A 26,944-nucleotide genomic window follows, 5' to 3' on the forward strand; every position below is an offset into this window, starting at 1 on the left:
CCAAAACTAGAGCCCGCCCATACCAAAAGGAGACATCCATGAGTGCAACCCTGATTGCGCCGGCCACGGCGCGCCTGCAACGGTCGCAGCTGGCCGTGCCGGCCTCCAACACCGCCTTGTTCGAGAAGGCGGCGCGTTCGCAAGCGGACGTGATCTTCCTGGACTGCGAGGACGCGGTCGCGCCCGGCGAAAAAGCGGCCGCGCGCCGCAACGTCATCGCCGCCCTCAACGAGATCGACTGGGGCGCCAAGACGATGCAGGTGCGCATCAATGGCCTGGATACCGAATACATGTACCGCGACGTGGTCGATATCGTGGAGGCCTGCCCGCGCCTGGACATGCTGCTGATTCCCAAGGCGGGCGTGGCCGCTGACGTGTATGCGCTGGATATGCTGGTCAGCCAGATCGAGCTGGCGCACCCGCGGGCCAGGCGCATCGGCTTCGATGTGCTGATAGAGACCGCGCTGGGGCTGGCGAATGTGGACCAGATCGCGCAGAGTTCGCGCCGCATCGAGGCCCTGTCGTTCGGCGTGGGCGACTACGCCGCCTCGGTGCGGGCCCGGTCCACGGTCATCGGCGGCGGCCATCCGGACTACGGCGTCCTGTCGGAGGGCGCGGCGCAGACGCGCGCTTTCCATCCGGCAGACCTCTGGCATTACGCGCAATCCCGCGTGCTGGTGGCGTGCCGCGCGTATGGCTTGCGGCCGATAGATGGGCCCTTCGGCGACTACTCCGACGCGCAGGGCTATGCCGCGGCGGCGCGCCGGGCGGCCGCGCTGGGCTACGAGGGCAAGTGGGCCATCCATCCGTCGCAGATCGCGCTGGCCAACGACGCGTTCACGCCAGCCGAGGCCGAGCTGGCCCAGGCGCGCAGGATCCTGGCCGCCATGGAGCAGGCGCAAGCGGACGGCCGCGGCGCCGCCAGCCTGGACGGCCGCCTCATAGACATCGCCAGCATCAAGATGGCGGAGAACCTGCTGCGGCTGGCGCCCAAGCCCGCCAGCCCGCAGGCCGCGGGGGGCGACGCGCCGGCGCAGCGGAGCCGCAAATGAGCGCGGCGCGCGAACAGGCCGGGCGGCCTTTCCGGTCGGTGCTGTACATGCCGGGCGCCAATCCGCGCGCGTTGGCGCGCGCCAGGGAACTGGACGCGGACGCGCTGATCCTGGATCTGGAGGATGCCGTTGCGGTCTCCGCCAAGGATGAGGCGCGTGAATTGGTGGCGCAAGCGCTGCGGCAAGGCGGCTTCGGGCGCCGCAGCGTGGTGGTGCGGATCAATGCGCTGGACTCGCCCTGGGGCCTGGCCGACGTGCAGGCGCTGGCGCCGCTGCGGCCTGACGCCTTGCTGGTGCCCAAGGTGGAACGTGTGGAACAATTGGCCGAGGTGTCGGGGCTGGCCGGCCAGTGCGGCGCCCGGGATCTGCCGCTTTGGGCCATGGTGGAGACGCCGCCCGCGATCCTGAACCTGGCCGCCATCGCCGCGGCCGGGCCGGCCTTGCGTGCGCTGGTGGCGGGCACCTCGGATCTGGTCAAGGACTTGCACGCCCGGCATACGGCGGCGCGCACGGAAGTGCTGGCGGCTTTGTCCTTGACGGTGCTGGCGGCGCGGGCGCATGGGCTGCTGGCGCTGGACGGCGTGCATCTGGACCTGGATGATGCGGCGGGCTTGCAGGCGGCGTGTCTCCAGGGCCGCGATCTGGGATTCGACGGCAAGACGCTGATCCATCCGCGGCAGATCGAGGCGGCCAATGCCGCCTTCGGCATGTCGGATGCCGAGATTGAACGGGCGCAGGCGGTGATCGCGGCTTGGGGCGAGGCCCAGGCGCGTGGCAGCGGCGTAGCCGTGGTCGACGGCAGGCTGGTCGAGGCCCTGCACGTGGACGAAGCGCACCGTGTGCTGGCGCTGGCCCGCGCGATCGAGGCCTAGGGCGTCAGGCCGCCCCGGCGATCATGCGTTGGGCCAGGTCGGCCAGCCGGGCGGCCGCTGGCGACAGTTCGCTGCCGCGCAGGGTGCAGATGGCCAGTTGCCGGGTCAGCGATGGGCGCGCGATGCGCAGCGCCGTCAGGCCCGCGCCGCGCGTATCCGGCAGCGCGATCTTCGGCAGGATGGCGCAGCCCAGGCCGGCGCGCGCCATTTCTATCAGGGTCTGGACCTGGGTGAACTGGTAGCGGCATTGCCACTGCAGCCCGGCCGTGCGCAGCGCGTCCTCGATGATGGCGCGCAGGCCGGTGGCGTGGTCCAGCAGCAGCAAGGGCATGCGCGCCACCGCTTGCAGCGAGATGGTGGCCGCGGACGTGGGCAGGCTGAACTGCTTGGGTGTGACCGCGTACAGCGGGTCGTCGCAAATATGTCGGAAGTCGAAATCCGCGCTGTCGGCCGCCGGGCCGACGGCGAAGTCGACCAATTCGCCGCGCACGCTGTCGAACATGGCTTGCGCCGATTGCTCGAATACCTGGACATGCACGCCGGGATAGTCGCGCTCGAAGACGGCAAGTATGCCGGCCAGTTGCGAACCGGCCACGGTAGGCGCGCATGCCAGCGCGACGCGGCCGCGCCTGACCTCGACGGACTCGCGCAGGCCGCGCAGCCCCTCGTCGATCTCCTGGACGGCGCGGCGCGCATGCGCCAGCAGCTGTTCGCCCTCCTGGGTCAGCCGCACGTTGCGGGTGGTGCGGCGGAACAGTTCCACGCCCAGCTGGGTTTCCAGCTGGCGCACCTGGGCGCTGACGGCGGATTGGGAACGGTTGGCGCGGCGGGCCGCTTCGCGGAAACTGCCCACTTCGCCGACCAGCGCGAAGATCTGCAGCAGCTTCAGATTGATGTTCGGCGTCGAGGGCACGGAGCGATCGGTAGGCATGGCGCTGGCCGGGTCCGGCATCAGGAACGGAAGATCGAGGCAGGCATGCTCTCGACCATTTCACAGGCGCGCTTGAGGTGAGCCTTGACCTCGGCTGCCGCCTTGCGGCCATCGCCGTCGATGATGGCTTGCGCGATCCGGCGATGCTCATTGATGGACGCCTGGATGGACTGGGGGCTGATGGCGCCGCCCAGCTGGAACATGATCAGCGGCAATTGCAGCTTCTTGATCAGGTCGGCCAGCTGGGTGTTGCCGGACAGGTCGGCGATCGCCTGGTGGAAGCGCCGGTTCTCGTCGAAGTAGGGGGTGGCGGCCAGGGGATGGCTTTCCCAGATGGGGCCGATGGCCGCCAGAAAGCTGGCTTTGGCTGCGGCATCCTGCATGCACTGTGCCGCTCGCCTGGCCGCAAGCGCTTCAAGTTCGGCGCGTATCTCGAAGAGTTCCAGCATTTCCGCCTTGGAATAGCGGCGCACCATGGTGGTCTGGTTGGGGATGCTCTCGACCAATCCTTCGGCCGACAGGCGGCGGAAGGACTCGCGTACCGGGCCGCGGCTGACGCCCAGTTGGCGGGTGAGGTCGGCTTCGACCAGGCGCTGGCCTGGCACCAGCCGGCCGCTGAGTATGCCTTGGCGCAGCGTGTCGACGACGTATTCGAGCGTGCTTCCAGCGGTGGCGGTGGGCTTGTTGGTTTCTGTCATGAGGTCCGGTCTGCTACGCGATTACCCTGATTGTACGGCACATGGCCGTACATTATTGTCCTACAAAAACGTAGTTCAATAATGGCAAGCCAGCAGGCAAAGCCTCCTAGGAGACACAGTGACATGAACGCCGTAGAACGCATCGACAAGCTGTTGAACCCCCGCAGCATCGCCATCGTTGGCGCCTCCCAGGCGCCCAACAAGTTGGCGGGGCAGTTGATTCCCGCCCTGCGCGAAGGGGGCTACCAGGGCGCCATCTATCCGGTCAATCCGCGCTACCAGGAGGTCGCGGGACTCGCGTGCTACGGCTCGGTCGCGCAGATACCGGGCGAGGTCGATCATTGCGTGATCGTGGTCGGCAAGGAGCGCGTGCCGCAGGTGTTGGAAGAGTGCCGGGCCAAGCGCGTGCCTGGGGCCAGCATCTATACCTCCGGCTATGCCGAGGCCAGCGCGGGCGGGCAGGAGGCCCAGCAAACGCTGGAGGACCTGGCGCGGGGCATGACCTTTATCGGCCCCAACTGCATGGGGTTCTCGAACCTGGCGGCGCGGGTGATGGCGGCGCCGTCGGCGGTGCTCAAGCGCGCGCAGGGAGCGGGCGACGTGGCCCTGGTGTCGCAAAGCGGGGGCCTGGCCTACGCCACCATCGCCTATTTCGCGCAACGCGCCGGGATGGGGTTCAGTCACATCGTCAATACCGGGAACTCGGCCGGCGTTTCATACGGCGACCTGCTGGAATACATGTTCCAGGATCCCGCCACGCGCGTCGTGCTCGCGATCACCGAAGCCGAACGGGCCGCCTGCGAGGTGATCGACGCGGTGCGCAGGCTGGGCCTGCGCAAACCGGTGGTTTTGCTGAAGCTGGGGCGCGGCCAGACCGGCACGCGCATGGCGCTGTCGCATACAGGATCGCTGGCGGGCGATTACCGGCTGGTGCGGGACGTGGCGGAGCAGCATGGCATCGTGTGCGCCAGCGACGCGGACGACGCGCTGGGCCTGTGCGAACTGCTGCGTCATGGCTTTGACGCCGGGCATGCGCAGGGCATCGCTTCTCTGTGCATCTCGGGCGGCAATATCACCTTGTTCGCGGATCAGGCCGACGCGCATGGCTTGCGTTTCGCCGAGTTGGCGCCAGCCACCGAAGCCCGGCTGGCCGAGGTGCTGCCCGATTACATTTCCGTGCACAACCCGATCGACATCACCGCCCTGGGCTACGAAAACCCGGGTTTGCACGCCGATGTGCTGAACGTCCTGCTGACGGATCCCGCGGTGCGCACGGTGGTGCCGATCCTGACCACGCTGGACGACTACACGGAAGTCTGCGAGATCCTGGCAGGTGTGCGTAAGCAAACCGGGTGCGGCATGGCCGTGCTGTGGAGCGGCGGTTCCTACGAAACGCAGTCGCGCGAAGTATTGCGCGAGGCTGGCATTCCCGTATTCCATTCGGCCACGCTGCTGGCGGGCTGCCTGGACCGCCTGCGCCGCGCCGCCGGCCGCCGGCCTGCCGGCGATGCGCCCGCGGCAGGCCGGCCCGGCGCCGCCGCGCAAGCGATGAGCGAAGGCGCTGCCCTGCAATGGCTGGGCCAGCGTGGCGTGGCGGTGCCCGCCATGCGCGCCTGCACGCGCGACGGCCTGGCCAGTGCTGCGCGGGAACTGGGCTACCCGCTGGTGATCAAGGCGGACTCGACCGAGACCCATATCTCCGACCAGGACAGCGTCATCCTCAACATCCGCAACGACGAAGAACTGGCCCAGGCGCTGGCGCGCGTGGCGCAGTGGCCGAGCGATCAGGTGCTGGCGCTGCGCTACCTGCCGGGCCACGAGCTGGTCGCGGGCACGTTTGCGCATCCGCAGCTGGGCCTGGTGCTGATGGTGGGATCGGGCGGACAGTGGGTGGAACTGTTGAAAGACGTGCGCTTCGTGGCCTTGCCGGCCAGCGCCGGCGAACTGGCTGCCGCGCTGGGATCGACGCTGGTGGGGCGCGCCTTGCAGGAAGGGCACCGTGGCGCCAGCGGCTTCGAGCCGGCGGTTCAACTGCTTGCCGCCTTGGCCGACGCGGCGTTGCAGGCGGCGCCCGCGGTGGCGCAGATCGAACTGAACCCGGTCACGGTAGGAAAGCATGGCGCCGCCGCAGTGGATGCGGCGATCTATCTGCAGGCGTAGGCCAACAGGCACAAGGAGATTGTGATGAGCAAATTCGCTGCAATATTGACTGCCCTGGCGCTGGCCGGTTCCACCGCGCCGCTCTGGGCGCAGGCGGCCGGGTACCCGGAGAAGCCCGTGAAAGTCGTGGTGCCGTATTCCGCCGGCGGGCCTGCCGACGCGCTGATGCGCGCGGTCGGCCAGAAGCTGAGTGAAAAGTGGGGCCAGCCGGTCATCGTGGAGAACCGGCCCGGCGCCAATGAAATCATCGGCGCAGATCTGGTGGCCAAGTCCGCGCCCGACGGCTACACCTTGCTGCTTGGATCGGAAGCCGCGTTCTCCCTGAACCCGCAGCTGTACGCGAAACTGCCTTACAAGGCCGAAACCGATCTGGCGCCGGTATGCCGCGTCGTCACCGCGCAGCTGATGCTGGTGACGCGGCCAGACTTTCCCGCCAACGATGTGGCAGGGACCATCGCCTATCTGAAGGCGAGCCCAGGCAAGCATACCTTCGCCATTACCGGCATAGGAGGGGTGCTGCATCTGGCGGCGGCGTGGTTCAACAAGCTCTACGGCGTGCAGACCAGCGAGGTGCCTTACAAGGGGCTGCCGCTGGCGCTGCAGGACGTCATGGCGGGACGCGTCGACATGTTGTTCGCCATCAGCGGCGGCCCCATGCCCTATGTCGCCACGGGAAAACTCAAGGCCATCGCACTGGCCGGCCCCCATCGCGTGGCGATCGCGCCCGACGTGCCGACCTTCGCCCAGGCGGGCTATCCGGAATTCGATGCGTCGGTGTACTTCGCGCTGGCCGCGCCAGCGGGCACGCCTCAGGCCATACGCGGCAAGATCGCCGCCGACGTGGCCGAGATCGTGGGGGCGGCCGATTTCGTCGACAAGAACCTGAAGGCGATCGGCTTTGAGCCTGTCAGCGAAACGCCTGAAGCGTTTGCCGGTTTCTTGACCAAGGATCGCGCCGTCGCGGCGCAACGCGTGCAGACGGCCGGCGTGAAGCTGGACTAGGCCGGACACAGACTACAGAGACTACACAGACGACACGGAGCACAACCATGACTACCCTGACTTCCGACATGGGATGGAGCAATGCCACGAAGATCGTGGTGCGAGGCCACGACCTCAATCGCGACATCATCGGCCACTTGAATCTTGGCGATTTCGCCTTTCTGGAAATTACCGGCCGTACCCCCGACCCGCAGGAGTCGACTCTGTTCAATGCGCTGCTGGCGGTGCTGGTGGAGCACGGCATGACGCCGACGGCGATGGTGGCGCGCCTGACGTATCTCGGCGCCCCCGAATCGATGCAGGCCGCCATCGCCGCCGGTTTGTGCGGCATGGGGACCAAGTTCGTCGGCACGGCGGAGGGCGCGGCGCGGCTGCTGCAGCAGGCATTGCCGCTGGGCAGCGCGGAAGCGCTGGACATCGACGCGGCCGCGCGCGCCATCGTCGCCGAGCATCGCGCCTCGAAGCAACTGGTGCCGGGCCTGGGGCATCCGGTACATAAACCCGTGGACCCGCGCGCGACGGCGCTGTTCGCCGTCGCCGAGCGCACAGGGTTCAAGGGCCGTTACGTGGCGTTGATGCAGGCCTTGTCGGCGCAGGCGGAGCTGGCCTTGAACAAGCCGGGCGTGCTGCCGGTGAACGCGACCGGGGCGCTGGCGGCCCTGGCGAGCGAACTGGGCATACCCTGGCAACTGTGCCGCGGCATCGCCGTGATCGGGCGCGCGGTGGGGTTGGTCGGCCATATTGCGGAGGAATTGCGCAATCCCATCGCCGAACGTCTGTGGGTGCGCACGGATGCGGAAGTGTCGGCGCATCTGCACGCGGCGGCGCGGGAGGCGGGCGCATGAAACTGCCCGGGCATGTCCGCGGCCTCAGGCGGTGTACGGCCGTGTCGAACTGCGGATGGTGAGCGTGGCCGGAAATCGCGAGGGCAGGGGATGGCCGGGGTCTGCCGGAACGGGTTCGGTCTCGCCGTGGATGCGCGCCAACAGCAGATTGATGGCGTAGGCGCCCATGGGGTAGACGGGCGGCGCCACCGTGGTCAGCCCGTCGCCGACCAGCTCGAACCAATCGGGATCGCCGTAGCCCACGACCGACACGTCGGCCGGGCAAGCCAGGCCCAGGCCGCGCAAGGCTTTGAGCGCGCCGACGGTCAGCCGCGAACTGCCCACGATCAGGGCGGTCGGGGGCTGGGCGCCGCCCATCATGCCGTGCACGGCGCGATGGGCGAACTCGACCCGGGGCGGTCCGACCGCGGTCATGCTGGCGTCCAGTCCGGCATGCCGCATCGCGCCGTAGAAGCCGGCCAGCCTGTCCTCGCCGCAACTCAGGTCGGTGGTGGTGCCGACATAGGCGATGCGCCGGTGGCCGTAGTGGATCAGGTGTTCGGCGGCAGCGCGGGTCGCGGCCTGTTCGTCGATCACCACTGCTTCGGCCGCCATCGAGGCATGTTGGCGGATCAGCTGGATGGCGTGCACGCCCTTGAGCAAGGCGATGGTCTCGGGTTTGGGCGTGACGGTGGGCGTGATGATCACGCCGGCAGCGCGCGACACGACGAAAGCGCGCAGGTCGTTGAGTTCGCGCTCCGGATTGTCCTCGGTGATGCTCAGGGCCAGCTGGAAGCCGCGGGCCACGGCGGCATCCGCCACGATCTTGGCGACCGAGGCGTAGAAGTCGTTCTGGATGTCCGGCACGATCAGGCCGATCACCGGGCTGCGCGCGGAACGCATGTTCTGGGCGGTGCCGTTGGGCACGTAGCCCATCTTGCTGGCGGCCTCGCGCACGTTGGCCTTGGTGGCGACGCTGATCTTGGGGTGGTCGGCCAAGGCGCGCGACACGGTCGCGTGCGACAGGTCCAGCGCGGTCGCGATGTCCTTGATCGTGACGTTGGTGCGGGCGGCTATGTCAGCCATGGCTGGGTCCGTTGCTGGCGCTGCTGGAAGGCGTCGATCTCGGCCGCGCGCTGCAGCGCCAGGTCGATGTCGTCCGTGCCGTCGAGCAGCAATTGACGCCGTCCGGCATCGATCTCGAAGGCATGGGCCTGGCCGTCCGGCCCGATGACGCGCTGGCTTGCCAGATCGACGGTGCAGCTGCTGCCGGGACGGTCCAAGGCCTGCGCCATCAGCGCGTCGATGACAGCGACGGGCAGCGTGACGGGCAGCAGGCCGTTCTTGAGGCAGTTTTCGTGGAAGATCGGCCCGTAGCTGGCGGCCACGATGGCGCGGATGCCATATTCCTGATGCGCCCACACGGCATGTTCGCGCGACGAGCCGCAGCCGTAGTTTTCGCGCGCCAGCACGATGGCGGCGCCTTGATAGCCAGCCTGGTTCAGGACGCAGTCCGGGCGCGGCTGGCCGTGCTCGTCATAGCGCAAGCCTCCCATGAAGCCATCTGCCAGGCCGTTGCGCTCGACAGTGACCAGCCAGCGCTGGGGCACGATCGCGTCGGTGTCCAGGTGGTCTTGATTCATGGGCAGGATGATGCCGTGGGCTTGAATAAAGGGCTTCATATTAGACCAGATCCCTATGATCGATGATGGCGCCGGCAATGGCCGCGGCAGCCGCGCTGGCGGGGCTGGCGAGATGGGTGCGGGCGCCGGGTCCCTGGCGTCCTTCGAAGTTGCGATTCGAGGTCGACACGCAGCGCTCGCCTGGCGGCACCTTGTCCGCATTCATGCCGACGCACATGGAGCAGCCCGGTTCGCGCCATTCGAATCCTGCCGCCAGGAAAATGCGGTCCAGGCCCAGTTGTTCGGCCGCCCGCTTGACCCGCTGCGACCCCGGGACCACCAGCGCGCGCACGCCCGCGGCGACCCGGCGGCCTTGCACGACGCGCGCCGCCGCCAGCAGGTCGGACAGCCGCCCGTTGGTGCAGGATCCGATGAACACCCATTGCACCGGCACGCCCGCCAGGACTCCGCCCGGCGTCAGGCCCATGTAGCGATAAGCCTGGCGCAGTGCGGTGCGTTCGCCGGCCTCGGCCGCGTCATCGGGGTCGGGCAGGACTTCATGCACTCCCGCGACCTGCGACGGAATGGTGCCCCAGGTCAGCTGCGGGGCGTCCAGCGCCAGAGTCAGGTCCAGCTCGGTGTCGTAGCGGGCCCCGGCATCGCTGCGCAGGGCGCGGAAGGCCTGTTGCGCGGCGTCGTCCAGGCGCGCGGCGGGCGCATGGCGCCGCAGATAGTCGATGGTGACCGCGTCGGGTGCGATCACGGCGGCGCGCGCGCCGGCTTCGATCGCCATATTGCAAAGCGTGAGGCGCTCTTCCATCGACAACGCCGCCACCGGCGCGCCGGCCAGTTCCAGGAAACCGGCGGCCGCGCCGCGCACGCCTATGCGGCGCAGTACGTGCAGGGTCAGGTCCTTGGCGCTCAAGCCGGCGGGCAGGGCGCCGGCCAGTGTCAGGCGCATCGCGCGCGGGCGCCGCATCGCGAGTGTCTGGGTGGCCAGCACATGCTCGGCTTCCGAGGTGCCGATGCCCCAGGCCCAGGCGCCGAGCGCTCCCAGGGTGGAGGTATGGCTGTCGCCGCAGGCCACGGTCATGCCCGGCAGCACCAGGCCCAATTCGGGCGCGATGACATGCACGATGCCCTGGTCGGGGTCGTCGACGCCATAGTGGCGTATGCCCGTGCGGGCGGCGTTGCTTTCCAGCGCGGCGATCATGGCCTCGCTGCCCGGCACATGTTCGGTGCGGCGGCCCGGCGCGGTGGACACGATGTGGTCGGCGATCGCCACATTCCGGCGCGGGCTATGCACGCGGCGGCCTTGGGCCTGCAGCGACGCGAAGGCCTGCGGGCTGGAGAGGTCATGCAGCAGATGACGGTCGATGTGGATCAGGCTGCGCCCGTCGGCCAGGTCGGCGACGTAATGGGCATCCCACAGTTTGTCGAACAGGGTTTGCGGCGCGCCGCCAGCGGGCTGGGGCGGTGCGGCGTTGGGGCTCTGCATGGCGACTCCCTAGTGCACACGTATGAATTTCGTGAATCAGGATGAAACCCGGGTAAACGAGCATCAGAAAGAATATTGACGCGGAAATTTCGGCTCATTATATTGCGATCAGTGCAAACGTGTGCATTATCAGAAGTCGCTTCCCAAAAAAATAACGAGGAGACATCCATGAAGTGCGTAAAGCAGGTTCGCAACAGGGCGGCCGCGATGCTGGCCGCGTTGGGCATGTGCGCGGCGCTGGCGCCCGCCGCCGCCACGGCGGCCTATCCGGAGAAACCCATCAGGCTGATCGTGCCGTTCGGCGCGGGCGGCACCACCGACATCCTGGGCAGGGTGTTGGGGCAAAAGCTGGGCGATGCGTTGGGGCAGAGCGTGATCGTTGAAAACCGGCCTGGCGCCAACGGCAACATCGGCAGCGACGCGGTGGCCAAGGCTGCGGCGGATGGCTACACGCTGTTGTTCGCCGCCGACGCCACCCTGGTCATCAACCCCTCGCTGTATCGCCAGTTGCCGTTTCAGCCTGAACGCGATTTCGCGCCGATCTCACGCATTGCGGTGGTGCCGCTGGTGCTGGTCGCCAATCCCGGCGTCAAGGCCGACACGTTGCCCGAACTGGTCAAGCTGGGGCGCAATGGCGACTCGCGGCTGGATTTCGGCAGCGCCGGCGCAGGCAGCATGGGCCATCTGGTCGGCGAACGCCTGAACCGCGCGACCAGCATGAAGATGACCCATATTCCATACAAGAGCGGAGCGCAGGCGATTGCGGACGTGGTGTCAGGCCAGATTCCGCTGCTGATCACAGGACTGGCGGTGGCGGATCCGTTCCTCAAGAATGGCAAGCTCAAGGCGATTGCCGTCACTTCCGGCCAGCGCTTCCCAGGCGCGCCGACAGTGCCCACGATTGCCGAAGGCGGGGTGAAGGACTTCGACTCCCCCAGCTGGTACGGCCTGCTGGCGCCAGCAGGCACGCCTGCCCCGGTACTGGAGAAAATCCATGGCGCCTTGGCGACCGCTTTGCAGACCGAGGAGATGAAGGCACGCATGGTCGAACTGGGCGCGTGGCCGGTGGTCGACAGCCAGGCGGCGTTCGCGGAACTCATCAAGCAAGACACCGTCCGCTGGTCGCAGATCATCCAGGCCGCCGGCATCACCGTCCAATAACCTCACATTGACGACCCATCCATGCGCATTACCGCCATACGAGAAATCGCCGTCCCCCTGCAAGGCAACATATCGAACTCGCTGGTCAACTTCGCCGAACATACGGTGTCGCTGGTGGCGCTGGTCAGCGACGCGGTGCGCGATGGCCGTCCGGTCATCGGCTACGCCTTCGATTCCATCGGCCGCTATGCCCAGCCTGGGCTGCTGCGCGAACGCTTCATTCCGCGCCTGCTGGCGGCGCGACCCGAAGCGCTGCTCAATGAGGAAGGCACGGGGTTCGACCCCGCGCGCGCCAGCGCCGTCATGATGCGCAATGAGAAACCCGGCGGCCACGGCGACCGGGCCGCTGCGGTCGGCGCGCTGGAACTGGCGTTTTGGGACTTGAACGCCAAGCTGGCGGACGAGCCGGCCTATCGCGGCATCGCGCGGCACGCGGGGCGCGCGGCCGGCAGCGGCTCGGCGCAGGTGTACGCGGCTGGCGGCTATTACTACGACAGCGGCGATCCGGTGCGGCGCCTGAAGGATGAGTTCCAGGCCTATCGCGACCAGGGATTCGTCAAGTTCAAGATGAAGATCGGCGGCGCCTCGCTGCACGAAGACCTGGCCCGCATCGAGGCCGCGCTGGCGGTGGCGGGCGAGGGCGCCAATCTGGCGGTGGACGCCAACGGCCGCTTCGACCTGCCTACCGCCCTGGCCTATGCGCGCGCCATGGAGCCCTACGGCTTGCGCTGGTACGAGGAAATCGGCGATCCGCTGGACTATGCGCTCAATAGCCAGGTGGCTCAGGCATATGGCGGGCCGATCGCCACCGGCGAGAACCTGTTCTCGCTGCCGGACGTCAACAATCTGCTGCGCTTTGGCGGCATGCGCCCGGCAAGCGATATCCTGCAGATGGACGCGGGCCTGGCCTATGGCCTGACCGAGTACCTGCGCATGATTGCGGCCGCGGAAAGGGCTGGCTTTTCGCGCCGCTGCCTGCACCCGCATGGGGGGCACTTGATCAATCTGCACATCGCCGCCGGTCTGGAACTGGGCGGGTGCGAAGCCTATCCGGGCGTATTCCAGCCGTTTGGCGGCTATCCCGCGCAGTGCGCTCTCGGGGCCGGGCAAGTCCGGCCGACCGACGCGCCAGGATTCGGGCTGGAACAGAAACAGGAATTGGCGCCGTATATTGCGGCCCTGGCTACAGGCAGTGCTTGAGGAAGCTGACATCATGAAGATAGCGATTATGGGGTGTGGGGCCATGGGCTCCGTGTATGCCGGCCTGCTGGCCGCTGGCGGGCACGATGTGCTGGCCATCGACCATTGGGCAGAGCACGTGGAGGCCATGGCCGCCCGCGGCCTGCGCGTGGAAGGCGCCAGCGGCGACCGCGTGGCGCGGGTACGCGCATTCCGCCAGGCGCCGGCCGAACCGGTCGATCTGATCATCATTGCGGTCAAGGCCGCGCAAGCCGGCAGCGCGGCACAGCAGGCGCGAGCGATGCTCGGACCGCGCACGCGGGTGCTGACGATACAGAACGGCCTGGGCAGCGCGGACAGCGTGGCCGAAGCCATAGGCGCGGACAGGTTGGCGGTCGGCATCGCAGCCGCGTTTGGCGCGTCGCTGCCCGCGCCAGGGCATGTCCACCACAACGGCATGTCGGCGGTGCGCATGGGCGCCTATGCAGGGATGCCGCAGGATGAGCTCGAGGGCATCGCCGCCGTGTGGAGCAATGCCGGCTTCAACGCCCAGGCGGTGGACAACCTGGCTGCGATGCAATGGGAGAAGCTGATCTGCAATGTGGCCTATAGCGCGCCTTGCGCGCTCACCGGCCTGACCATAGGCGCGGTCATGGATGATCCCCATATAGGCGCGGTCAGCCAGGCGGCGGCTACCGAGGCATGGGCAGTGGCCCGCGCCCTGGGGGTGCCGATCCAGGTCGCCGACCCGGTCGCGCACGTCCGCGCGTTCGGTGAGCGCATCCGCGGCGCCAAGCCCTCGGTGCTGTTGGACCACGAACGCAAGCGCACGAGCGAGATCGACTACATCAATGGCGCGATTCCCGTCCAGGCCAGGAAGGCCGGTCTATCCGCGCCAGTGAATGAAACCCTTACCAGGCTGGTCAAGCAGCGCGAGGATGGCTTCAGCAGCGGGCGTGCCAAGCATTGAGCAGTTTTGCCTGGATTTCAACGGGTGGCGCTGGCGACTGCCTCCACCGTGATGCGCAACTGCACCTCGTCGCTCACGCCGGGGGCAAACGCGTCCACGCCGAAGTCGCTGCGCTTGAGTACCGTCGTGGCGTCAAAGCCGATGGCCGGCCGTTGCGCCATCGGATGGACGCCTTCCTGGTTCTTGCGGGCTTGCAGCACCACGGGCTTTTCGATGCCCTTGATACGCAGGATGCCGCTGACGCTCAGTTTGCCGTCGCCCTGGTCAGCGACCGAGGTGCTCCTGAACTGGATGTCGGGATACTTGGCCGCCTGGAAGAACTCGGCGCCTTGCAGCATTTCATCCAGCTTGGGCACGTGCGACGTCAGGCGCGGCACGGGCACGCTAAGGTCCACGGACGATTTCGAAGGCTGCGCCGCGTCGTAGCGGATCACGCCCGTCACGGCTCCGGCATGGGCGGTGGGCTTGGAATAGCCCAGGTGGTCCCAGGTGACCACGATTTCCGTATGTTCTGGGTCGATCTGGTAGTCCACGGGGGCGGCCTGCGCTGGCAGGCTGCCCAGGGCCAGGACGGCGGTTGCCAGGAATGCGGCGTAGGTGTGCTTCATGGGGTTTTCTCTCTTGGTACGGCGCCGCCGGATCGGGCGGCCTGGATCACAGGGTTCAATGACGTCCGATAAGCTTAGAGATCGGGGTATTGCAGCGCTAGTGGTTGATAATTGATCTGACTGTCCTGATTTTGTTTGCAATTGGCAGCACTTCCTGATTGACCCGGGCGCCGACTAGTCCTCCTGCAGCTTGCTGAAGCGCTCCGCCAGGTAATCCACCAGCGCCCGCACCGACGACAGCAGGCCGCGCCGGGACGGGAACACCGCATGTATCAGTTCGCGGCGCGGCGCCCAGTCCGGCAGCAGGCGGACCAGCTGTCCCGCCTGCAGTTGTTCCCGCACCATCATGGTGGGCAGCTGCACCACGCCCACGCCGGCCACGGCCGCATTGCGCAGCGCGATCATGTCGGTGGTGATCATCCTGGGGGCGAGCGATACCGTGGCCAGCTGGCCGTCCTGGTTGTACAGCTCCAGGCGATAGGCCTGATTGGGCGTGCCCAGCGCCAGGCTGGGCCAGGCGCCCAGGTCGTCCGGCGTTGTTGGCTGCCCGCATTCGGCCGCCAGGGCGGGGCTGGCCACCAGGCTCTGGCCGCGATCCGACAGCACGCGCATGACCAGCTCGCTGTCTTCCAGCGGAGGCGGGCGCACGCGGATCGCCACGTCCACGGCTTCTCCCAGCACGTCGACCCGGCGGTTGGTGGCTTCGAGCTGGATGACGACGCGCGGGTACTTCAGCATGAAGTCCGCGAGCATGCCGCCGACATGGGTGTGCAGCAGGGCGATGGGGCAGGTCAGCTTGACCACGCCGCGCGGTTCGACCTGGGCCGCGTCGATCACTTCCTGGGCGGCCTCGGCTTCGGCCAGCATGGCCTTGCAGCGCTCGTAATAGGTCTGGCCGATGTCGGTCACCATGAAGTGCCGGGTAGAACGCTGGATGAGCCGCACGCCCAGGCGTTCTTCCAGCAGGGCCAGCCGACGGCTGAGGCGGGACTTGGGCATGCCCAGCGCGCGTCCGGCGGGCGCAAAGCCCTGGTGCTCGACGGTCTGCACGAAATAGAAAAGGTCGTTGAGATCCTGCATGGCATCCCTTTGGTTCTAAAAATAGAACGCTGATAGCAAAAAATCGGTCTTCCGCTAATTTTGTTCTATTTTTAATATTTGTGCAGCCATAAGGCTTCTGATTCGGCCACAAGCCGTCGACCTTTCAAATTAGGAGTACACCATGTCCGCACCCGCCAACTTCAACGGCCAACGTCCTGTCATCGACGCCAACGACGCCGTCATGCTGCTGATCGACCACCAGAGCGGCCTGTTCCAGACCGTGGGCGACATGCCCATGCCGGAACTGCGCGCCCGCGCTGGCGCCCTGGCGTCGATGGCCACGCTGGCCAAGATGCCCGTCATCACTACGGCTTCCGTGCCGCAAGGCCCGAACGGTCCGCTGATTCCCGAGATTCACGCCAACGCCCCGCATGCGCAATACATTGCGCGCAAGGGCGAGATCAACGCCTGGGACAATCCCGAGTTCGTCGCCGCCGTAAAGGCCACCGGCCGCAAGACGCTCATCATCGCCGGCACCATCACCAGCGTGTGCATGGCGTTCCCGGCCATCAGCGCGGTCGCCGACGGCTACAAGGTGTTCGCGGTGATCGACGCGTCGGGCACGTACACCAAGATGGCGCAGGAAATCACGCTGGCGCGCGTGGTGCAGGCCGGAGTGGTGCCGATGGACACCGCCGCCGTGGCCTCGGAATTGCAGAAGACCTGGAACCGCGAAGACGCCATGCAGTGGGCCGAGGTCTACACCAAGGTGTTCCCGGCCTACCAGTTGCTGATCGAAAGCTACGCCAAGGCGCAGGAAGTGGTGAAGAACAACGAAGTGCTGGATTCGCAGCGCTGATCCGCTTCGATGCAAGTGGCGGTCCGGGCCTTGCGGCCCGGATCAGGCCGCCACGCCATGCCGCTCGGCAATGCGCAGCAGCAAGGCTTCCAGTTCCTGGAGGATGGGCCGGTGGTCGTCCACCCGCCTGACCAGGGCCGAAGGCATGGCGGGCAGGTCTATTTCCACGAATGCGATCTCGGGCGTCGCGTAATAGCTGGCGGCGCGCTTGGTCAGCATCAGCAGGCCCTCGCGCGTGTTCACGGCCGCGATGCCCTCGCGGATCGTGCGCACCACCGGGCCGTCGCCGATGGGCTTGCCCTTGGGCGTGTGGCGCGGAAAGTGGTAGTCCTGCCATTCCTGGTTGACCGATCCCGGCACCATGCGCACCAGCCGTTCCTCGGCCAGCAGCTCGGGGTCCAGCAGGGTCGCCCCGGCAAACGGGTGATCCAGCGGGACGCACAGCATGCGCTGGTCCCGCAATACGATGGGCCCATGGCACAGGCCGTCCGCGCCCAGCGGCAAACGGCAGAACGCGATGTCGACCGAGCCGTCGGCCACCGCCGCGTAGTGGGTGACGTAGGTCAGTTCCACGAACCCCAGTTCCACGTTGGGATGCGCCGCCTTGAATTCCGAGACCAGCGGGCGGTATAGCTCGTAGAAACCGCCGCCCAGGAAGCCGATGCGCAGATGGCGCGGCTTGCCCGCGGCCTGGCGCTTGCAGTCGTCCAGCGCGGCTTTCAGCATGACCACGGCCGGCCCCGCGCCCAGCTTCAGGGTTACGCCCAGCGGCGTCAGCGCGACGCGGCGGCTGCTGCGCTCGAACAAGGGGGCGCCCAGCGTCTTTTCCAGCGCCTTGACCGCTTCCGATACGGAGGATTGGCTCATGTGCAGCGCTTCCGCCGCGCGGCCGAAATGCAGCTTGTCCGCAACGGCCAGAAAACAATCGAATTGGCGTAGATCCATGGCTCCGGGGCACGTTCCGTGCGCGTAGTCGTCATTCTTATATCAATCGGGATTAACGATTGATGGCGTGAATAATAGCGCTTGTTCGCGTCAGGCCCGATGGGCAGAATTCGACCTGTTCACACAAGCTTAGCTCATTGATGAGCGATAAGGAGACAGGCATGAGTTCATCTATGCCAGAACGATCAGGCCTAAAAGGATCGGCAGAGCCGATTGAATTCCTGGTCGAAGGGGATCTGGTGCGCGGTACCTTCTACCGGCCCGAGCAGGCTAGCGGCCCGGTGGGCGCGGTCGCGCTCGCACATGGCTGGTCCATGGTCGCCGGCGGCGACCTGGAAGAGTACGCCGCCGCGGTGGTGGCACGGGGCTTGGCCGCGCTGACCTTCGACTTCCGCAATCTCGGCCGCAGCGAGGGCATGCCGCGCCAGGAGATCGATCCGCAGCGGCAGATCCAGGATTTCCGCTCGGCCATTTCCTATCTGCGCCGGCGTCCGGAAGTGGACCGCGAGCGCATCGGCATCTGGGGCAGCAGCTATAGCGGCGGTCATGCGCTGACGGTTGCGGCCATCGACCGGCGCGTCAAGTGCGTGGTCAGCCAGGTGCCGACCACCAGCGGTTTCTCGGCGGCGCAACGGCGCGTGCGCTACGACAAGGCGCAGGCGCTGCAGGCCGCATTCGAAGCCGACCGCGAGGCGCGCGACGCGGGCCAGCCTGCGGCGACATTGCGCATGGTCGACGCCGATCCCGATGCGGCGGTCGCGTATCCGGGCCCGGATTCCTACCACTACATGACGGGCGAAGCGCGCCGCTGCCCGAGCTGGGTCAATGAAGTCACGTTGCGGTCACTGGAACTGGCCCGCGCCTACGAGCCCGGCATGTACGTGCGCCGCATCGCGCCCACGCCGCTCCTGATGATCGTCGCCACGGGCGACGGCCTGACGCCTGCCGACCTGCAGCAGGACGCATTCAACGCGGCGCACCAGCCCAAGGAATTGCTGCTGCTGCCCGGTGGCCATTACTCGGTCTACACGGAACATTTCGAACGCACCAGCAGCGCCGCGGCCAATTGGTTCGCGCGGCACCTCGGCCAAGACCAGCACGGATAAAAAAATGACGACGACAATAATGATGGAGACACAGGACCGCCAACGCCGTCACGCTTCGCTGCGCGCGGCGGCCGTGGGCAATGCCCTGGAATGGTTCGACTGGACCTTGTACGGCACGTTCTCGGCCTACCTGGCCATGAACCTGTTCGACCCGTCCGACCGCGGTTCGGCGCTGCTGGCCACGCTGGCGGTGTTCGCGGGCGGATTCCTGGCTCGGCCGATCGGCGGCTGGCTGTTCGGGCGCATCGGCGACCGCTACGGCCGCAAGTTCACGCTGGTCCTGACCATGTGCCTGCTGGCCCTGACCAGCCTGGCGATCGCGCTGCTGCCCACCTATGAGCAGGCCGGTGTGCTGGCCTCGGTGCTGCTGTTCGTCTGCCGTCTGATGCAGGGGCTGGCGCATGGCGGCGAGTCTGGCGTGGCCTATACCTATGTTGCCGAAATCGCGCCGCCGGCCAAACGCGGACTGTGGTCCAGCTCGGTGTTCGTCAGCGTCACCATCGGCGTCATGGCCGCGACCGCGCTGGCGGCCTTGCTGACGTCCTGGCTGGGCAAGCCGGCGATGGAGGCCTGGGGCTGGCGCGTGGGTTTCGGCGTGGGGGCGCTGCTGGGCGTCTACGCGCTGTTCCTGCGCCGCAGCGCAAGCGAAAGCGAGGTCTTCGAGCACAGCGCGGAGCAGGGCGGCGCGCAGAAGGTGTCGGCGCGCCAGGCCTTGAAGATCGCCCGCAACATCGTGATGATCGCAGCGGCGTCCAACGCCACCTACTACACCTGGGTCACCTTCGCGCCAGCCACGGCCATCGCGACCAAGGGCATGGATCCGGCGGGCGCCTACACGGCCAGCCTGATCGCGCAGCTGCTGTGCCTGTTGTGGCTGCCGGTCTGCGGCTGGCTGGCGGACCGCTATGGCCGCAAGCCCATGGTGATGGCCTTCGGCCTGGGCGTGGCGCTGGCGGTGTTCCCGGTATCGCACATCGTCACCGACCAGCCCTGGACACTATTCGTGGGTCAACTGATCGGGCTGCTGGTCTGGGCGCTGCTGGCGGCGATCTTCCCGGCCGTGGTGGCCGAACAGGTGCCGACCGGCGCGCGCGCCATGGGCGTGGGCTTCATCTCATCGCTGTCGGTCGCGATCTTCGGCGGCACCGCGCCCTACATCAATGCCTGGCTGGGCGCCCAAGGGCTGGACTGGGTCTACACGGCCTATGTGGGGGCGCTGGGGCTGATGGCCTTTGCCGGCGCCTTCCTCATCAAGGAAACGGCGGGCATGGACCTGAACGACATCCGCCTGCCGGGCGAGGAAGCCGGCAACGCCGTAGCCAACAAGGCCGCCAAGCGCGCGGCATTCAACTGAACTCCAATCTTTCCATCATCACATGAGCAAAATGAACTATCCGGATCTGGCAGGGAAAATCGCGGTCGTCACGGGCGCCGGGGGCGGTATCGGACGCGCCATGGCGGCGGCGTTCCGCCAGCAGGGCGCGACCGTGGTCGCCACCGACCTGGACCTCGAGGCGCTGTCCGGCGTGGACGCGGATTGCCGCCAACTGGACGTCACGCAAGCGCAGGCGGTGCGCGAACTGGCCGACGCGGTGGCCGCGCAGTACGGCGCGCTGGACGTGTGGGTCAACAATGCCGGCTTCATGGCCCGCATGCCCGCCCTGGACCTGGACGAAGCCGCATGGCAACGCACCATGGACATCAACCTGAAGGGCACGTTCTTCGGCGCCCAGGCGGCCGCGCGCCACATGATTGCGCAAGGCAGCGGCGCCATCATCAACCTGTCCAGCTATGCCGGCGTCAAACCGCGCCCGAACTGCGCCGACTACGCGGCCGCCAAGGCCGGCGTGGCCCATCTGACCCAGTGCCTGGCGCTGGAATGGAGCCCCAAGGGGCTGCGCGTCAACGCCATCGCGCCGGGATTCATCGAAACGCCGATGAGCAGCTGGATGCACGCCGACGCCGCCACCTATGCCGAGTACGTCGAACGCCTGCCGGCGCGGCGCGTCGGCCAGCCGTCCGAGATCGCCGACGCGGCGCTGTACCTGGCCTCGCAGGCATCCGCCTATGTCACCGGCCACGTCTTGATGGTCGACGGCGGAGTGTCCAAGACATGAGCGGCGGCAAGGACGCGGCATCCTGGTGGAACGGCAAGGCGGCCGTCGTGACGGGCGCGGCCAGGGGGCAGGGCGCGGCCGAGGCGCTGCGTTTGCTGCAGGCGGGCGCAACCGTCTACGCGCTGGACGTCCTGCCTGAAGGCGACGCCGCCTGGGCGGACCTGGGCAACGCGGCGGGCGCCCATGCCGAACGCTTGCGCGTCCGCGTGGCGGACGTGGCCCGCGAATCCGATTGGGTGGCGTTGGCCGACGAGATTACGCAGGCGGGCGTGCCGCTCTACGGCCTGGTCAATAACGCGGGCGTGACGCTGCGCAAGACCGTGACCGAGACCACGCACGCGGAATGGCGGCGTTTGCTGGACATCAATCTGGACGGGCCGTTCCTCGCCATCCGCCACCTCGCCGCACTGATGCCGCAGGGCGCGGCCATCGTCAATACGTCCTCGACGGCGGGCCTTACCGGGTACTTCAGCGCGGCCTACACCGCCAGCAAATGGGCCTTGCGCGGCCTGACGCGGGCGGCTGCGCTGGAACTGGCCGGCCGCGGCATACGTGTCAACACGGTATGTCCGGGCCTGGTCGAAACGCCCATGATCATGCAACCGAATGCGGTGCATGATGCCGGACGGGCGCGCCTGTTCTATGAAGGCAACCGCGATGCGACGCCCTTGTCGCGCGGCGCGGACGCCGACGAGATCGCGGCGGCAGTGATGTTCCTGCTGGGGCCGGATGCGTCATTCATTACCGGCGCGGACCTGCCGGTAGACGGCGGCATGACGGGCGGGGGCGTTTATTGGCGGATCGGCAAGTCCACCGGCAATCTGTAGCCGCAGTCCCGGGCCTGGGCCCGGGACTGGTCTCTGCGCGCAGGCAGAGGCTTAGTGCTTGTCGCCGTAGATATTGCCGGCAATGCCGCCTGCGGCGGCGCCGATGGCGGCCCCGGTCCAGCCGCTGCCGCCCGCGATGGCGGCAATGCCCGCGCCGGCCGCGGCGCCGATGGCCGCGCCCGACAGCGTGCCTTGCTGCTTGGAACTCATGTTGGTGCAGGCAACCAGGGACCCCATCATGAGGCCTATGGCGATCGATCGGATGACTTTCATGGTTGACTCCTAGCGGGCGCGCTTGGCGGGAGCGGCCGGCGTGGCCGGCGCCGCGGGCGCGACGATTTCGAACCAGAGCGTTTCGACCACGGGCCGGTCCATTCGGGTCGGATTGGCCGCGTACCAGCTATCCAGCCGTTCGCGCACGGAATCGAGCGTATGGCTTTGCAAGCCCTTGGCGAAACGCGGAATCAGCGTCTGGTTGTCCGCCGGCGCGCGGCGCTGCTGATAGGCTTGCTCCACCTGGATGAGGTTCGCCATGCCCAGCAGGTAGGCCTTCTTCAGATTCGCGTCGGAATCCGTCCATTGCTTCCCGGTGATGATGGGCGCCGGATCGGTAGGCGCCGCCACCACCGGCGCGGCGACCAGCAGTGACAGCGCGAGGGCTGCCGGGCCTAACAGGTGTTTCACTTTCATCGCATCGCTCCTTGGAGGAACAAAAGACAGAAAAACAACCCAGTGACGCCATGCGCGCCGCGCGCTTGCAAGGGCCTGGCGGCGGGCGACAACAACCAATGTAGGCTCGAAAGCAGGCCGGCGCAAGAGCGGCCGCCGGCGTATTCAGATTCCCAGATAGGCCTGGCGCACCTTGGTGTCGGACAGCAGCGATTGCGCCGGACCGGAAAGCGCAATGCGGCCGGTTTCCATCACATAGCCGCGGTCGGCGCCCGTCAGCGCCAGGTGGATGTCCTGCTCCACCAGCAGCACCGTGACGCCTTCCTGGCGGATACCGGCCAGCACCTCCATCAACTGCTCGACCACCACCGGCGCCAGGCCCAGGCTCATCTCGTCGATCATCATGAGTACGGGCGCCGCCATCAGCGCGCGCGCCATGGCGCACATCTGCTGTTCGCCGCCGGACATGCTGCCGGCGAGCTGGCGGCGGCGTTCCGACAGCCGCGGGAAGTAGGCGTAGACGCGGTCCAGGTCGCGCGCGACGGCCGCCTTGTCCCGCCGGCGGTAGGCGCCCATGAGCAGGTTGTCCTGCACCGTCATGCGGTCGAACAGCTGGCGTCCTTCGGGCACCTGCACCAGGCCGCTGGCGAAGGCCTGGTCCGGCGTGGCGCGCGACAACTGGCGGCCGTCCATCACGATGCTGCCGGTGCAGGGCAGCACCCGCGACAGCGCCCGCAGCAGGGTGGTCTTGCCCGCGCCATTGCTGCCCACCAGCGCCACGATCTCGGCGCGGCGGACCTCGAGCGCAATGTCCTGTAGCACCGGCAGTTCGCCATAGCCGGCGCTCAGCCCTTCCACCTTCAGCAGCGGGGCGGCGTCGTTCATGCGCGTCTCTTGCCCAGGTAGGCCTGCACCACCTCGGGATCGGCCAGCACCGCGTCGGGCGCGCCGTCCGCGATCTTTTCGCCGTGATGCAGCACCAGCAGCCGGTCCGACAGGCTCTTGATCGCCTTGATGACGTGTTCGATCACCAGCACGCTGATGCCGCTGGCGCGGACCTTGCGGATGACCTCGATGACCTCGTCGATCTCCACCAGGTTGAGCCCGGCCATGACCTCGTCGCACAGCAGCACCTTGGGCTGCATGGCCAGCGCCTTGGCCAGTTCCAGCCGCTTGCGGCCCGGGCCGCCCAGTTCGTCGGCGCGCTGACCGGCCGCGTGGCCCAGTCCGACGAAATCCAGGCAGGCGCGGGCCTGCTCGCGCGCCAGCGCCAGCTTGGGCTGGCCGCCGCCGTGGCCGAACAGGGCGCCCACCGCCACATTGTCCAGCACCGACAGGCCGGGGAAGGGCCGCATGATCTGGAAGGTGCGCCCTATGCCCAGGCGCGCGCGGCGGTAGGCCGGCAATCCGCCTATCGGCTTGTCCTGGAACAGGATCTCGCCCGCGGTCGGCGCAAGTGTGCCGCTGATCAGGCTGACCAGCGTGGTCTTGCCGGCGCCGTTGGGGCCGATCAGGCCAAGGATTTCGCCTTCGGCCAGCGTGAAGCTGACCTGGTTCACGGCCACCAGCCCGGCAAAGCGCCGGGTCACGTTGCGCACGTCCAGGATCGCGCTCATAGCCTGTGCGCCCGTATGTTGTCGACGAAATAGCGCCAGCCCGACTTGCGCGCGCGCCGCAGCAGGTCGGCCAGCCCGCGCGGCATCAGCACCACCGCCGCGACGATCACCGCGCCGTAGAACAGCCCCGCCACGCTGGTGACTTCGCTGGACAGCAGCTCCGAAATGGCCGACAGCGAGAACGCGCCCACCACCGGGCCGAGCACGGTGCCCGCGCCGCCGAACACGGCCATGATGATCATCTTGACGTTCAGGCTGATGTCGAAGGCGCTCTCCGGATCAAGGAAGGTGATCCAGTAGGCGTGTATGCCACCGGCCAGGGCGCTGAACACGCCCGAGATCGTGAATGCCGCCACCTTGTACAGCGTGGTGTTCACGCCCATGACGGCCGCGCCTTCTTCGTTCTCGCGGATCGCGATCAACCCGAAGCCGAAGCGGCTGCGCGTGAGCCAGGCGACCGTAAGCGTGGCCAGCGCCAGCAGGCCCAGGGCCAGTTCGTAGAACAGCGTATCGTTGTTCAGCGGCGGCAGCACCAGGCCGATGTTCTGCCCGGCCAGCCCGATATTGGAGACGATCGCCGTCATGACCTGCGCCAGCGCCAGGGTGGCGATGGCGAAGTAGTGGCCGCGCAGCCGCAACACGGGTAGCCCCAGCACCACGGCGAAAATCGCGGCCAGCGCGGCGCCCAGCGCCAGCCCGGCGGCGAAGGGCAGTTCCCATTGCGCCATGGCGATGGCCACGCCGTAGCTGCCCAGGCCGTAGAAGACCGAATTGCCGAAGGACGCGTAGCCGGCGTATCCGCCGATGATGTTCCAGCCCTGGGCCAGCACCGCCAGCAACAGCGTGTTGATGCCGAACTGCACCAGCACGTCCGAGCCATACCAGGGCACGCCCGCCAGCACGGCCAGCGCCAGCAATGCCAGCAGCGCGGCGCGCGGCATCTTCATGCCGCTCTGCCCAACAGGCCGCTGGGTTTGACCAGCAGCACCAGCACCAGGATGCCGAAGCTGGCCACGTCGGCGTAGGTCGGCCCCACGTACAGCGTGGTCAGCGATTCCACGATGCCCAGGAACAGGCCGCCCACCATCACGCCCAGCGGATTGTCCAGCCCACCGATGATGGAGATGGCGAAGCATTTCGCGGTCAGCGTGGCGCCGATGTAGGGATTGATCTGCGAGACCGTGCCGTACAGGCCGCCCGCGGCGCCCGCCAACGCCAGGCCCAGGCCGAACGTCACCGCGTACAGGTGGCGCGGCTCCACGCCATAGAGCCTGGCGGCCACCAGATTCTGCGCGGTGGCGCGGATCGCGCGCCCCAGGCGGCTATGCAGCAGGAACAGCCACATGCCCAGCGTGATGGCCAGCGCCACGCCAAAGGCGGCCAGCCGCGCCATGGGCAGCGTGACGGGACCTAGCGCATAACTGTCGCCGGCATACGGCGGATTGATGGTGCGGAAATCGGCCGAGAACGCCAGCTGCGCCAGATAGGTCAGCACGACCTCCAGGCCGAAAGTGATGAGCAGCGTATTGAACATGGGCGCGCGCACCACCAGGTTGAGCAGCCCGCGCTGCACGGCGTAGCCCAGCAGGAACATGGCGGCGGCGGTCAAGGGCAAGCCCAGGAATGGATCGATGCCGGCGTCGTTGTACAGATACCAGGACGCGTATGCCCCCAGCATGATGAACGCGCCGTGCGCCAGGTTGACGATGTTCAGCACCCCCCAGACCAGCGCCAGGCCTTGCGCCATCACGGCATACAGCCCGCCCAGCAGGATGCCGTTGACGAGGATTTGCGCGAGCAGATCCATCGTGCGCTCCCCAAGCCCCTAGCGCGCGTTCCAGGCCGGCATGGGGTACTTGGGCTGCGTGATGTAGCCCTTGGCGCCGTAGATCTCGGCCAGGCCGCCATCCTGCACCTGGATCACCACTTGAGGCAGGTCGATCTGCCCTTGGGCATTGAAGGCGACGGGACCGTACAGGTTGTCGAACTTGATCTTGGCCAGGGCATCGCGCACCTTCTGCGGGTTGGCGCTGCCGGCGCTTTCCATGGCGTAGACCAGCGCTTCGACGTCGGCCACGCCGGATGCGGCGTGGTAGTCCGGGTCATAGCCGAACTTGGCCTTGTAGGCGCGGGCGAACTGTTCCGCGTCGCCGAACCAGCGGTCCTTCAACGCCGCCGATGGCAGCCAGGCGGTCATGCCAAAGGCGTAATCCGCGTCGCGGCCCAACGCTTTGCGGAAGTCCTCCGACGGCACGCCAACGGTGAAGGAATACATCTTGGGCGCGACGGCCAGGCTCTTGGCCTGGCGCACGAAATTGAGGATCTCGGTTTCGTGTCCCGCCACCAGCACCGCATCCACGCTCTTGCTCTTGATCTGCGACAGCAGCGAGTTGAAGTCGGTGGCGTTGGTGCTGTAGCGCTCGTCCATCGCGATGGGCAGGCCCGCGGATTTCAGCAGCGGACGGGTGCCCTGGGCCACCGATACATCGAAGGCGTCATCCGCGTAAAGCAAGGCCACGCTGGCCGGCGCGGGCTTGAGCGTCTTCAGCATTTCCACGGTGCTGCCGAAGTAGTTGCTGGCGGGCGCCAGCGTGCCGAAGATGTACTTGAATTTGCGCGAGAAGATCTGATCCGAGGCGCCGCCGCCCTGGACCATGGGCACCTTGTACTTTTCCGATACCGCCGAGTCGGCCAGCGCGAAATTGCTGGCGAAGGGACCCAGCAGCAGGTTGGCCTTGTCCTGCGTCACAAGCTGCGTGTACTGCCGCACGCTCAGATTGACGTCAGACTGGTTGTCGTAGATCTTGAGCGCCAGCTTGCGCGTTTCGGCGCCGATCTTCACGCCGCCGGCGGCGTTGATCTGGTCCACCGCCATCTGGTAGGCATCGCGGTAATAGCGCCCGGTATTGGCGACGGGGCCGGTGAGTTGCACGGACGCGCCCAGCAGGATGTCGGGCGGCGGCGCGGCCGCCGCGGCGGCGCTGTACAAGGCCAGCGCCAGGACGGGCAGGGCAAGCAATAGTCTGCGAGACATGATGTTGTCTCCTGCAAGTTCTTATGCAGTCCATTTTCTGCCCATGCGTTTACGTCTACCTGAACCTCGGCATGGTCCGTCGCTGGTTACATATTCTGACTAAGCTGATCAAATGAAACAGCGTTCCACGGCGAGCCGATTTGGTTGTACATA

General features: G+C 67.3%; 28 protein-coding genes. 13 read left to right on the top strand and 15 right to left on the bottom strand.

What is annotated here, in order from left to right; all coding sequences use genetic code 11:
• The first annotated feature begins 38 nt into the window (after positions 1-38).
• The gene (locus BRO63_RS14730) at positions 39-1,052 is read left to right on the top strand and encodes an HpcH/HpaI aldolase/citrate lyase family protein (RefSeq protein ID WP_088140481.1); all 1,014 of its coding nucleotides are present in this window, start codon (positions 39-41) and stop codon (positions 1,050-1,052) included.
• Complete coding sequence (locus BRO63_RS14735) at positions 1,049-1,924, top strand: HpcH/HpaI aldolase/citrate lyase family protein (protein WP_088140482.1); 876 nt, start codon at positions 1,049-1,051, stop codon at positions 1,922-1,924. The genes BRO63_RS14730 and BRO63_RS14735 overlap by 4 nt, the downstream gene beginning before the upstream one ends.
• Before the next feature lie 4 nt (positions 1,925-1,928).
• On the opposite strand, the gene BRO63_RS14740 is transcribed toward BRO63_RS14735, so the two are convergent.
• Both BRO63_RS14740 and BRO63_RS14745 read right to left on the bottom strand, forming a co-directional pair.
• The gene (locus tag BRO63_RS14740) at positions 1,929-2,855 is read right to left on the bottom strand and encodes a LysR family transcriptional regulator (RefSeq protein WP_088140756.1); all 927 of its coding nucleotides are present in this window, start codon (positions 2,853-2,855) and stop codon (positions 1,929-1,931) included.
• 20 nt (positions 2,856-2,875) lie between these two features.
• Complete coding sequence (locus BRO63_RS14745) at positions 2,876-3,553, bottom strand: GntR family transcriptional regulator (protein ID WP_088140483.1); 678 nt, start codon at positions 3,551-3,553, stop codon at positions 2,876-2,878.
• Between the two features lie 123 nt (positions 3,554-3,676).
• On the opposite strand from BRO63_RS14745, the gene BRO63_RS14750 reads away from it, so the two are divergent.
• Genes BRO63_RS14750 through BRO63_RS14760 form a run of 3 tightly spaced genes read left to right on the top strand, consistent with a single transcriptional unit; the run spans position 3,677 to position 7,560 of the window.
• Complete coding sequence (locus tag BRO63_RS14750; protein WP_088140484.1) at positions 3,677-5,713, top strand: acetate--CoA ligase family protein; 2,037 nt, start codon at positions 3,677-3,679, stop codon at positions 5,711-5,713.
• A 24-nt stretch (positions 5,714-5,737) separates the two neighbouring features.
• On the top strand, positions 5,738-6,715 hold the full coding sequence (locus BRO63_RS14755; RefSeq protein ID WP_088140485.1) for a Bug family tripartite tricarboxylate transporter substrate binding protein: 978 nt from the start codon (positions 5,738-5,740) through the stop codon (positions 6,713-6,715).
• 47 nt (positions 6,716-6,762) lie between these two features.
• Positions 6,763-7,560 (top strand): citryl-CoA lyase, encoded by a 798-nt coding sequence (locus BRO63_RS14760; protein ID WP_088140486.1) that lies wholly within the window; start codon positions 6,763-6,765, stop codon positions 7,558-7,560.
• 24 nt (positions 7,561-7,584) lie between these two features.
• Here BRO63_RS14760 and BRO63_RS14765 read toward each other — a convergent pair whose 3' ends face one another.
• From BRO63_RS14765 to leuC, 3 genes are read right to left on the bottom strand one after another with little or no spacing between them, the layout of a single operon-like run.
• Positions 7,585-8,625 (bottom strand): LacI family DNA-binding transcriptional regulator, encoded by a 1,041-nt coding sequence (locus BRO63_RS14765; RefSeq protein WP_088140487.1) that lies wholly within the window; start codon positions 8,623-8,625, stop codon positions 7,585-7,587.
• Positions 8,613-9,221, bottom strand: coding sequence for a 3-isopropylmalate dehydratase small subunit (gene leuD / locus BRO63_RS14770; RefSeq protein WP_088140488.1), 609 nt, complete (start codon positions 9,219-9,221; stop codon positions 8,613-8,615). Before leuD ends, BRO63_RS14765 begins: the two co-directional genes overlap by 13 nt.
• Position 9,222: 1 nt before the next feature.
• The gene (leuC, locus tag BRO63_RS14775) at positions 9,223-10,659 is read right to left on the bottom strand and encodes a 3-isopropylmalate dehydratase large subunit (protein WP_088140489.1); all 1,437 of its coding nucleotides are present in this window, start codon (positions 10,657-10,659) and stop codon (positions 9,223-9,225) included.
• Between the two features lie 168 nt (positions 10,660-10,827).
• On the opposite strand from leuC, the gene BRO63_RS14780 reads away from it, so the two are divergent.
• Genes BRO63_RS14780 through BRO63_RS14790 form a run of 3 tightly spaced genes read left to right on the top strand, consistent with a single transcriptional unit; the run spans position 10,828 to position 13,969 of the window.
• Positions 10,828-11,820, top strand: coding sequence for a Bug family tripartite tricarboxylate transporter substrate binding protein (locus BRO63_RS14780; RefSeq protein ID WP_088140490.1), 993 nt, complete (start codon positions 10,828-10,830; stop codon positions 11,818-11,820).
• Positions 11,821-11,841: 21 nt separating this feature from the next.
• On the top strand, positions 11,842-13,020 hold the full coding sequence (locus BRO63_RS14785; protein WP_088140491.1) for a mandelate racemase/muconate lactonizing enzyme family protein: 1,179 nt from the start codon (positions 11,842-11,844) through the stop codon (positions 13,018-13,020).
• Positions 13,021-13,033: 13 nt separating this feature from the next.
• A complete protein-coding gene (locus BRO63_RS14790) occupies positions 13,034-13,969 on the top strand; it encodes a ketopantoate reductase family protein (RefSeq protein WP_088140757.1) in 936 nt (311 codons plus the stop codon).
• A gap of 17 nt (positions 13,970-13,986) precedes the next feature.
• Here the strand turns inward: BRO63_RS14790 and BRO63_RS14795 are convergent, their stop codons facing one another.
• Complete coding sequence (locus BRO63_RS14795; RefSeq protein WP_088140492.1) at positions 13,987-14,577, bottom strand: YceI family protein; 591 nt, start codon at positions 14,575-14,577, stop codon at positions 13,987-13,989.
• Positions 14,578-14,751: 174 nt separating this feature from the next.
• On the bottom strand, positions 14,752-15,657 hold the full coding sequence (locus BRO63_RS14800) for a LysR family transcriptional regulator (RefSeq protein WP_088140493.1): 906 nt from the start codon (positions 15,655-15,657) through the stop codon (positions 14,752-14,754).
• A gap of 142 nt (positions 15,658-15,799) precedes the next feature.
• On the opposite strand from BRO63_RS14800, the gene BRO63_RS14805 reads away from it, so the two are divergent.
• Entirely contained in the window at positions 15,800-16,477 is a 678-nt protein-coding gene (locus tag BRO63_RS14805; RefSeq protein ID WP_088140494.1) for a hydrolase, read from the top strand.
• Positions 16,478-16,519: 42 nt separating this feature from the next.
• On the opposite strand, the gene BRO63_RS14810 is transcribed toward BRO63_RS14805, so the two are convergent.
• Complete coding sequence (locus BRO63_RS14810) at positions 16,520-17,422, bottom strand: LysR family transcriptional regulator (RefSeq protein WP_088140495.1); 903 nt, start codon at positions 17,420-17,422, stop codon at positions 16,520-16,522.
• Between the two features lie 173 nt (positions 17,423-17,595).
• On the opposite strand from BRO63_RS14810, the gene BRO63_RS14815 reads away from it, so the two are divergent.
• Genes BRO63_RS14815 through BRO63_RS14830 form a run of 4 tightly spaced genes read left to right on the top strand, consistent with a single transcriptional unit; the run spans position 17,596 to position 21,472 of the window.
• A complete protein-coding gene (locus BRO63_RS14815; protein WP_179215115.1) occupies positions 17,596-18,528 on the top strand; it encodes an alpha/beta hydrolase in 933 nt (310 codons plus the stop codon).
• A gap of 22 nt (positions 18,529-18,550) precedes the next feature.
• On the top strand, positions 18,551-19,882 hold the full coding sequence (locus BRO63_RS14820; RefSeq protein WP_179215116.1) for an MFS transporter: 1,332 nt from the start codon (positions 18,551-18,553) through the stop codon (positions 19,880-19,882).
• 22 nt (positions 19,883-19,904) lie between these two features.
• The gene (locus BRO63_RS14825; RefSeq protein WP_256943312.1) at positions 19,905-20,645 is read left to right on the top strand and encodes an SDR family NAD(P)-dependent oxidoreductase; all 741 of its coding nucleotides are present in this window, start codon (positions 19,905-19,907) and stop codon (positions 20,643-20,645) included.
• Positions 20,642-21,472 (top strand): SDR family NAD(P)-dependent oxidoreductase, encoded by an 831-nt coding sequence (locus BRO63_RS14830; protein ID WP_088140498.1) that lies wholly within the window; start codon positions 20,642-20,644, stop codon positions 21,470-21,472. The genes BRO63_RS14825 and BRO63_RS14830 overlap by 4 nt, the downstream gene beginning before the upstream one ends.
• 51 nt (positions 21,473-21,523) lie before the next feature.
• Here the strand turns inward: BRO63_RS14830 and BRO63_RS14835 are convergent, their stop codons facing one another.
• From BRO63_RS14835 to BRO63_RS14865, 7 genes are all read right to left on the bottom strand, one after another.
• The gene (locus tag BRO63_RS14835) at positions 21,524-21,745 is read right to left on the bottom strand and encodes a YMGG-like glycine zipper-containing protein (RefSeq protein ID WP_013393765.1); all 222 of its coding nucleotides are present in this window, start codon (positions 21,743-21,745) and stop codon (positions 21,524-21,526) included.
• Between the two features lie 9 nt (positions 21,746-21,754).
• On the bottom strand, positions 21,755-22,162 hold the full coding sequence (locus BRO63_RS14840; RefSeq protein ID WP_088140499.1) for a hypothetical protein: 408 nt from the start codon (positions 22,160-22,162) through the stop codon (positions 21,755-21,757).
• Positions 22,163-22,306: 144 nt separating this feature from the next.
• On the bottom strand, positions 22,307-23,026 hold the full coding sequence (locus tag BRO63_RS14845; RefSeq protein WP_088140500.1) for an ABC transporter ATP-binding protein: 720 nt from the start codon (positions 23,024-23,026) through the stop codon (positions 22,307-22,309).
• The gene (locus BRO63_RS14850; RefSeq protein WP_088140501.1) at positions 23,023-23,757 is read right to left on the bottom strand and encodes an ABC transporter ATP-binding protein; all 735 of its coding nucleotides are present in this window, start codon (positions 23,755-23,757) and stop codon (positions 23,023-23,025) included. The genes BRO63_RS14845 and BRO63_RS14850 overlap by 4 nt, the downstream gene beginning before the upstream one ends.
• Positions 23,754-24,704, bottom strand: coding sequence for a branched-chain amino acid ABC transporter permease (locus BRO63_RS14855; protein ID WP_088140502.1), 951 nt, complete (start codon positions 24,702-24,704; stop codon positions 23,754-23,756). The genes BRO63_RS14850 and BRO63_RS14855 overlap by 4 nt, the downstream gene beginning before the upstream one ends.
• Positions 24,701-25,564 carry a branched-chain amino acid ABC transporter permease gene (locus BRO63_RS14860; RefSeq protein WP_088140503.1) on the bottom strand — a complete coding sequence of 288 codons (864 nt, stop codon included), beginning with the start codon at positions 25,562-25,564 and terminating at the stop codon, positions 24,701-24,703. Before BRO63_RS14860 ends, BRO63_RS14855 begins: the two co-directional genes overlap by 4 nt.
• Positions 25,565-25,582: 18 nt before the next feature.
• Complete coding sequence (locus BRO63_RS14865) at positions 25,583-26,791, bottom strand: amino acid ABC transporter substrate-binding protein (protein WP_088140504.1); 1,209 nt, start codon at positions 26,789-26,791, stop codon at positions 25,583-25,585.
• Positions 26,792-26,944 lie beyond the last annotated feature (153 nt).

This window comes from Achromobacter xylosoxidans (assembly GCF_002192695.1).
Lineage (GTDB): Bacteria > Pseudomonadota > Gammaproteobacteria > Burkholderiales > Burkholderiaceae_B > Achromobacter > Achromobacter xylosoxidans_C.

Bases quoted from the DNA above. Each gene is read 5' to 3' on its own strand.
- BRO63_RS14820 (WP_179215116.1), top strand. From the start codon at position 18,551: ATGGAGACACAGGACCGCCAACGCCGTCACGCTTCGCTGCGCGCGGCG.
- BRO63_RS14755 (WP_088140485.1), top strand. From the start codon at position 5,738: ATGAGCAAATTCGCTGCAATATTGACTGCCCTGGCGCTGGCCGGTTCC.
- BRO63_RS14860 (WP_088140503.1), bottom strand. From the start codon at position 25,564: ATGGATCTGCTCGCGCAAATCCTCGTCAACGGCATCCTGCTGGGCGGG.
- BRO63_RS14850 (WP_088140501.1), bottom strand. From the start codon at position 23,757: ATGAGCGCGATCCTGGACGTGCGCAACGTGACCCGGCGCTTTGCCGGG.
- BRO63_RS14825 (WP_256943312.1), top strand. From the start codon at position 19,905: ATGAGCAAAATGAACTATCCGGATCTGGCAGGGAAAATCGCGGTCGTC.
- BRO63_RS14795 (WP_088140492.1), bottom strand. From the start codon at position 14,577: ATGAAGCACACCTACGCCGCATTCCTGGCAACCGCCGTCCTGGCCCTG.
- leuC (WP_088140489.1), bottom strand. From the start codon at position 10,659: ATGCAGAGCCCCAACGCCGCACCGCCCCAGCCCGCTGGCGGCGCGCCG.
- BRO63_RS14730 (WP_088140481.1), top strand. From the start codon at position 39: ATGAGTGCAACCCTGATTGCGCCGGCCACGGCGCGCCTGCAACGGTCG.
- BRO63_RS14745 (WP_088140483.1), bottom strand. From the start codon at position 3,553: ATGACAGAAACCAACAAGCCCACCGCCACCGCTGGAAGCACGCTCGAA.
- leuD (WP_088140488.1), bottom strand. From the start codon at position 9,221: ATGAAGCCCTTTATTCAAGCCCACGGCATCATCCTGCCCATGAATCAA.
- BRO63_RS14855 (WP_088140502.1), bottom strand. From the start codon at position 24,704: ATGAAGATGCCGCGCGCCGCGCTGCTGGCATTGCTGGCGCTGGCCGTG.
- BRO63_RS14740 (WP_088140756.1), bottom strand. From the start codon at position 2,855: ATGCCTACCGATCGCTCCGTGCCCTCGACGCCGAACATCAATCTGAAG.
- BRO63_RS14790 (WP_088140757.1), top strand. From the start codon at position 13,034: ATGAAGATAGCGATTATGGGGTGTGGGGCCATGGGCTCCGTGTATGCC.
- BRO63_RS14785 (WP_088140491.1), top strand. From the start codon at position 11,842: ATGCGCATTACCGCCATACGAGAAATCGCCGTCCCCCTGCAAGGCAAC.
- BRO63_RS14845 (WP_088140500.1), bottom strand. From the start codon at position 23,026: ATGAACGACGCCGCCCCGCTGCTGAAGGTGGAAGGGCTGAGCGCCGGC.
- BRO63_RS14840 (WP_088140499.1), bottom strand. From the start codon at position 22,162: ATGAAAGTGAAACACCTGTTAGGCCCGGCAGCCCTCGCGCTGTCACTG.
- BRO63_RS14835 (WP_013393765.1), bottom strand. From the start codon at position 21,745: ATGAAAGTCATCCGATCGATCGCCATAGGCCTCATGATGGGGTCCCTG.
- BRO63_RS14865 (WP_088140504.1), bottom strand. From the start codon at position 26,791: ATGTCTCGCAGACTATTGCTTGCCCTGCCCGTCCTGGCGCTGGCCTTG.
- BRO63_RS14735 (WP_088140482.1), top strand. From the start codon at position 1,049: ATGAGCGCGGCGCGCGAACAGGCCGGGCGGCCTTTCCGGTCGGTGCTG.
- BRO63_RS14750 (WP_088140484.1), top strand. From the start codon at position 3,677: ATGAACGCCGTAGAACGCATCGACAAGCTGTTGAACCCCCGCAGCATC.
- BRO63_RS14805 (WP_088140494.1), top strand. From the start codon at position 15,800: ATGTCCGCACCCGCCAACTTCAACGGCCAACGTCCTGTCATCGACGCC.
- BRO63_RS14815 (WP_179215115.1), top strand. From the start codon at position 17,596: ATGCCAGAACGATCAGGCCTAAAAGGATCGGCAGAGCCGATTGAATTC.
- BRO63_RS14810 (WP_088140495.1), bottom strand. From the start codon at position 17,422: ATGGATCTACGCCAATTCGATTGTTTTCTGGCCGTTGCGGACAAGCTG.
- BRO63_RS14800 (WP_088140493.1), bottom strand. From the start codon at position 15,657: ATGCAGGATCTCAACGACCTTTTCTATTTCGTGCAGACCGTCGAGCAC.
- BRO63_RS14780 (WP_088140490.1), top strand. From the start codon at position 10,828: ATGAAGTGCGTAAAGCAGGTTCGCAACAGGGCGGCCGCGATGCTGGCC.
- BRO63_RS14830 (WP_088140498.1), top strand. From the start codon at position 20,642: ATGAGCGGCGGCAAGGACGCGGCATCCTGGTGGAACGGCAAGGCGGCC.
- BRO63_RS14760 (WP_088140486.1), top strand. From the start codon at position 6,763: ATGACTACCCTGACTTCCGACATGGGATGGAGCAATGCCACGAAGATC.
- BRO63_RS14765 (WP_088140487.1), bottom strand. From the start codon at position 8,625: ATGGCTGACATAGCCGCCCGCACCAACGTCACGATCAAGGACATCGCG.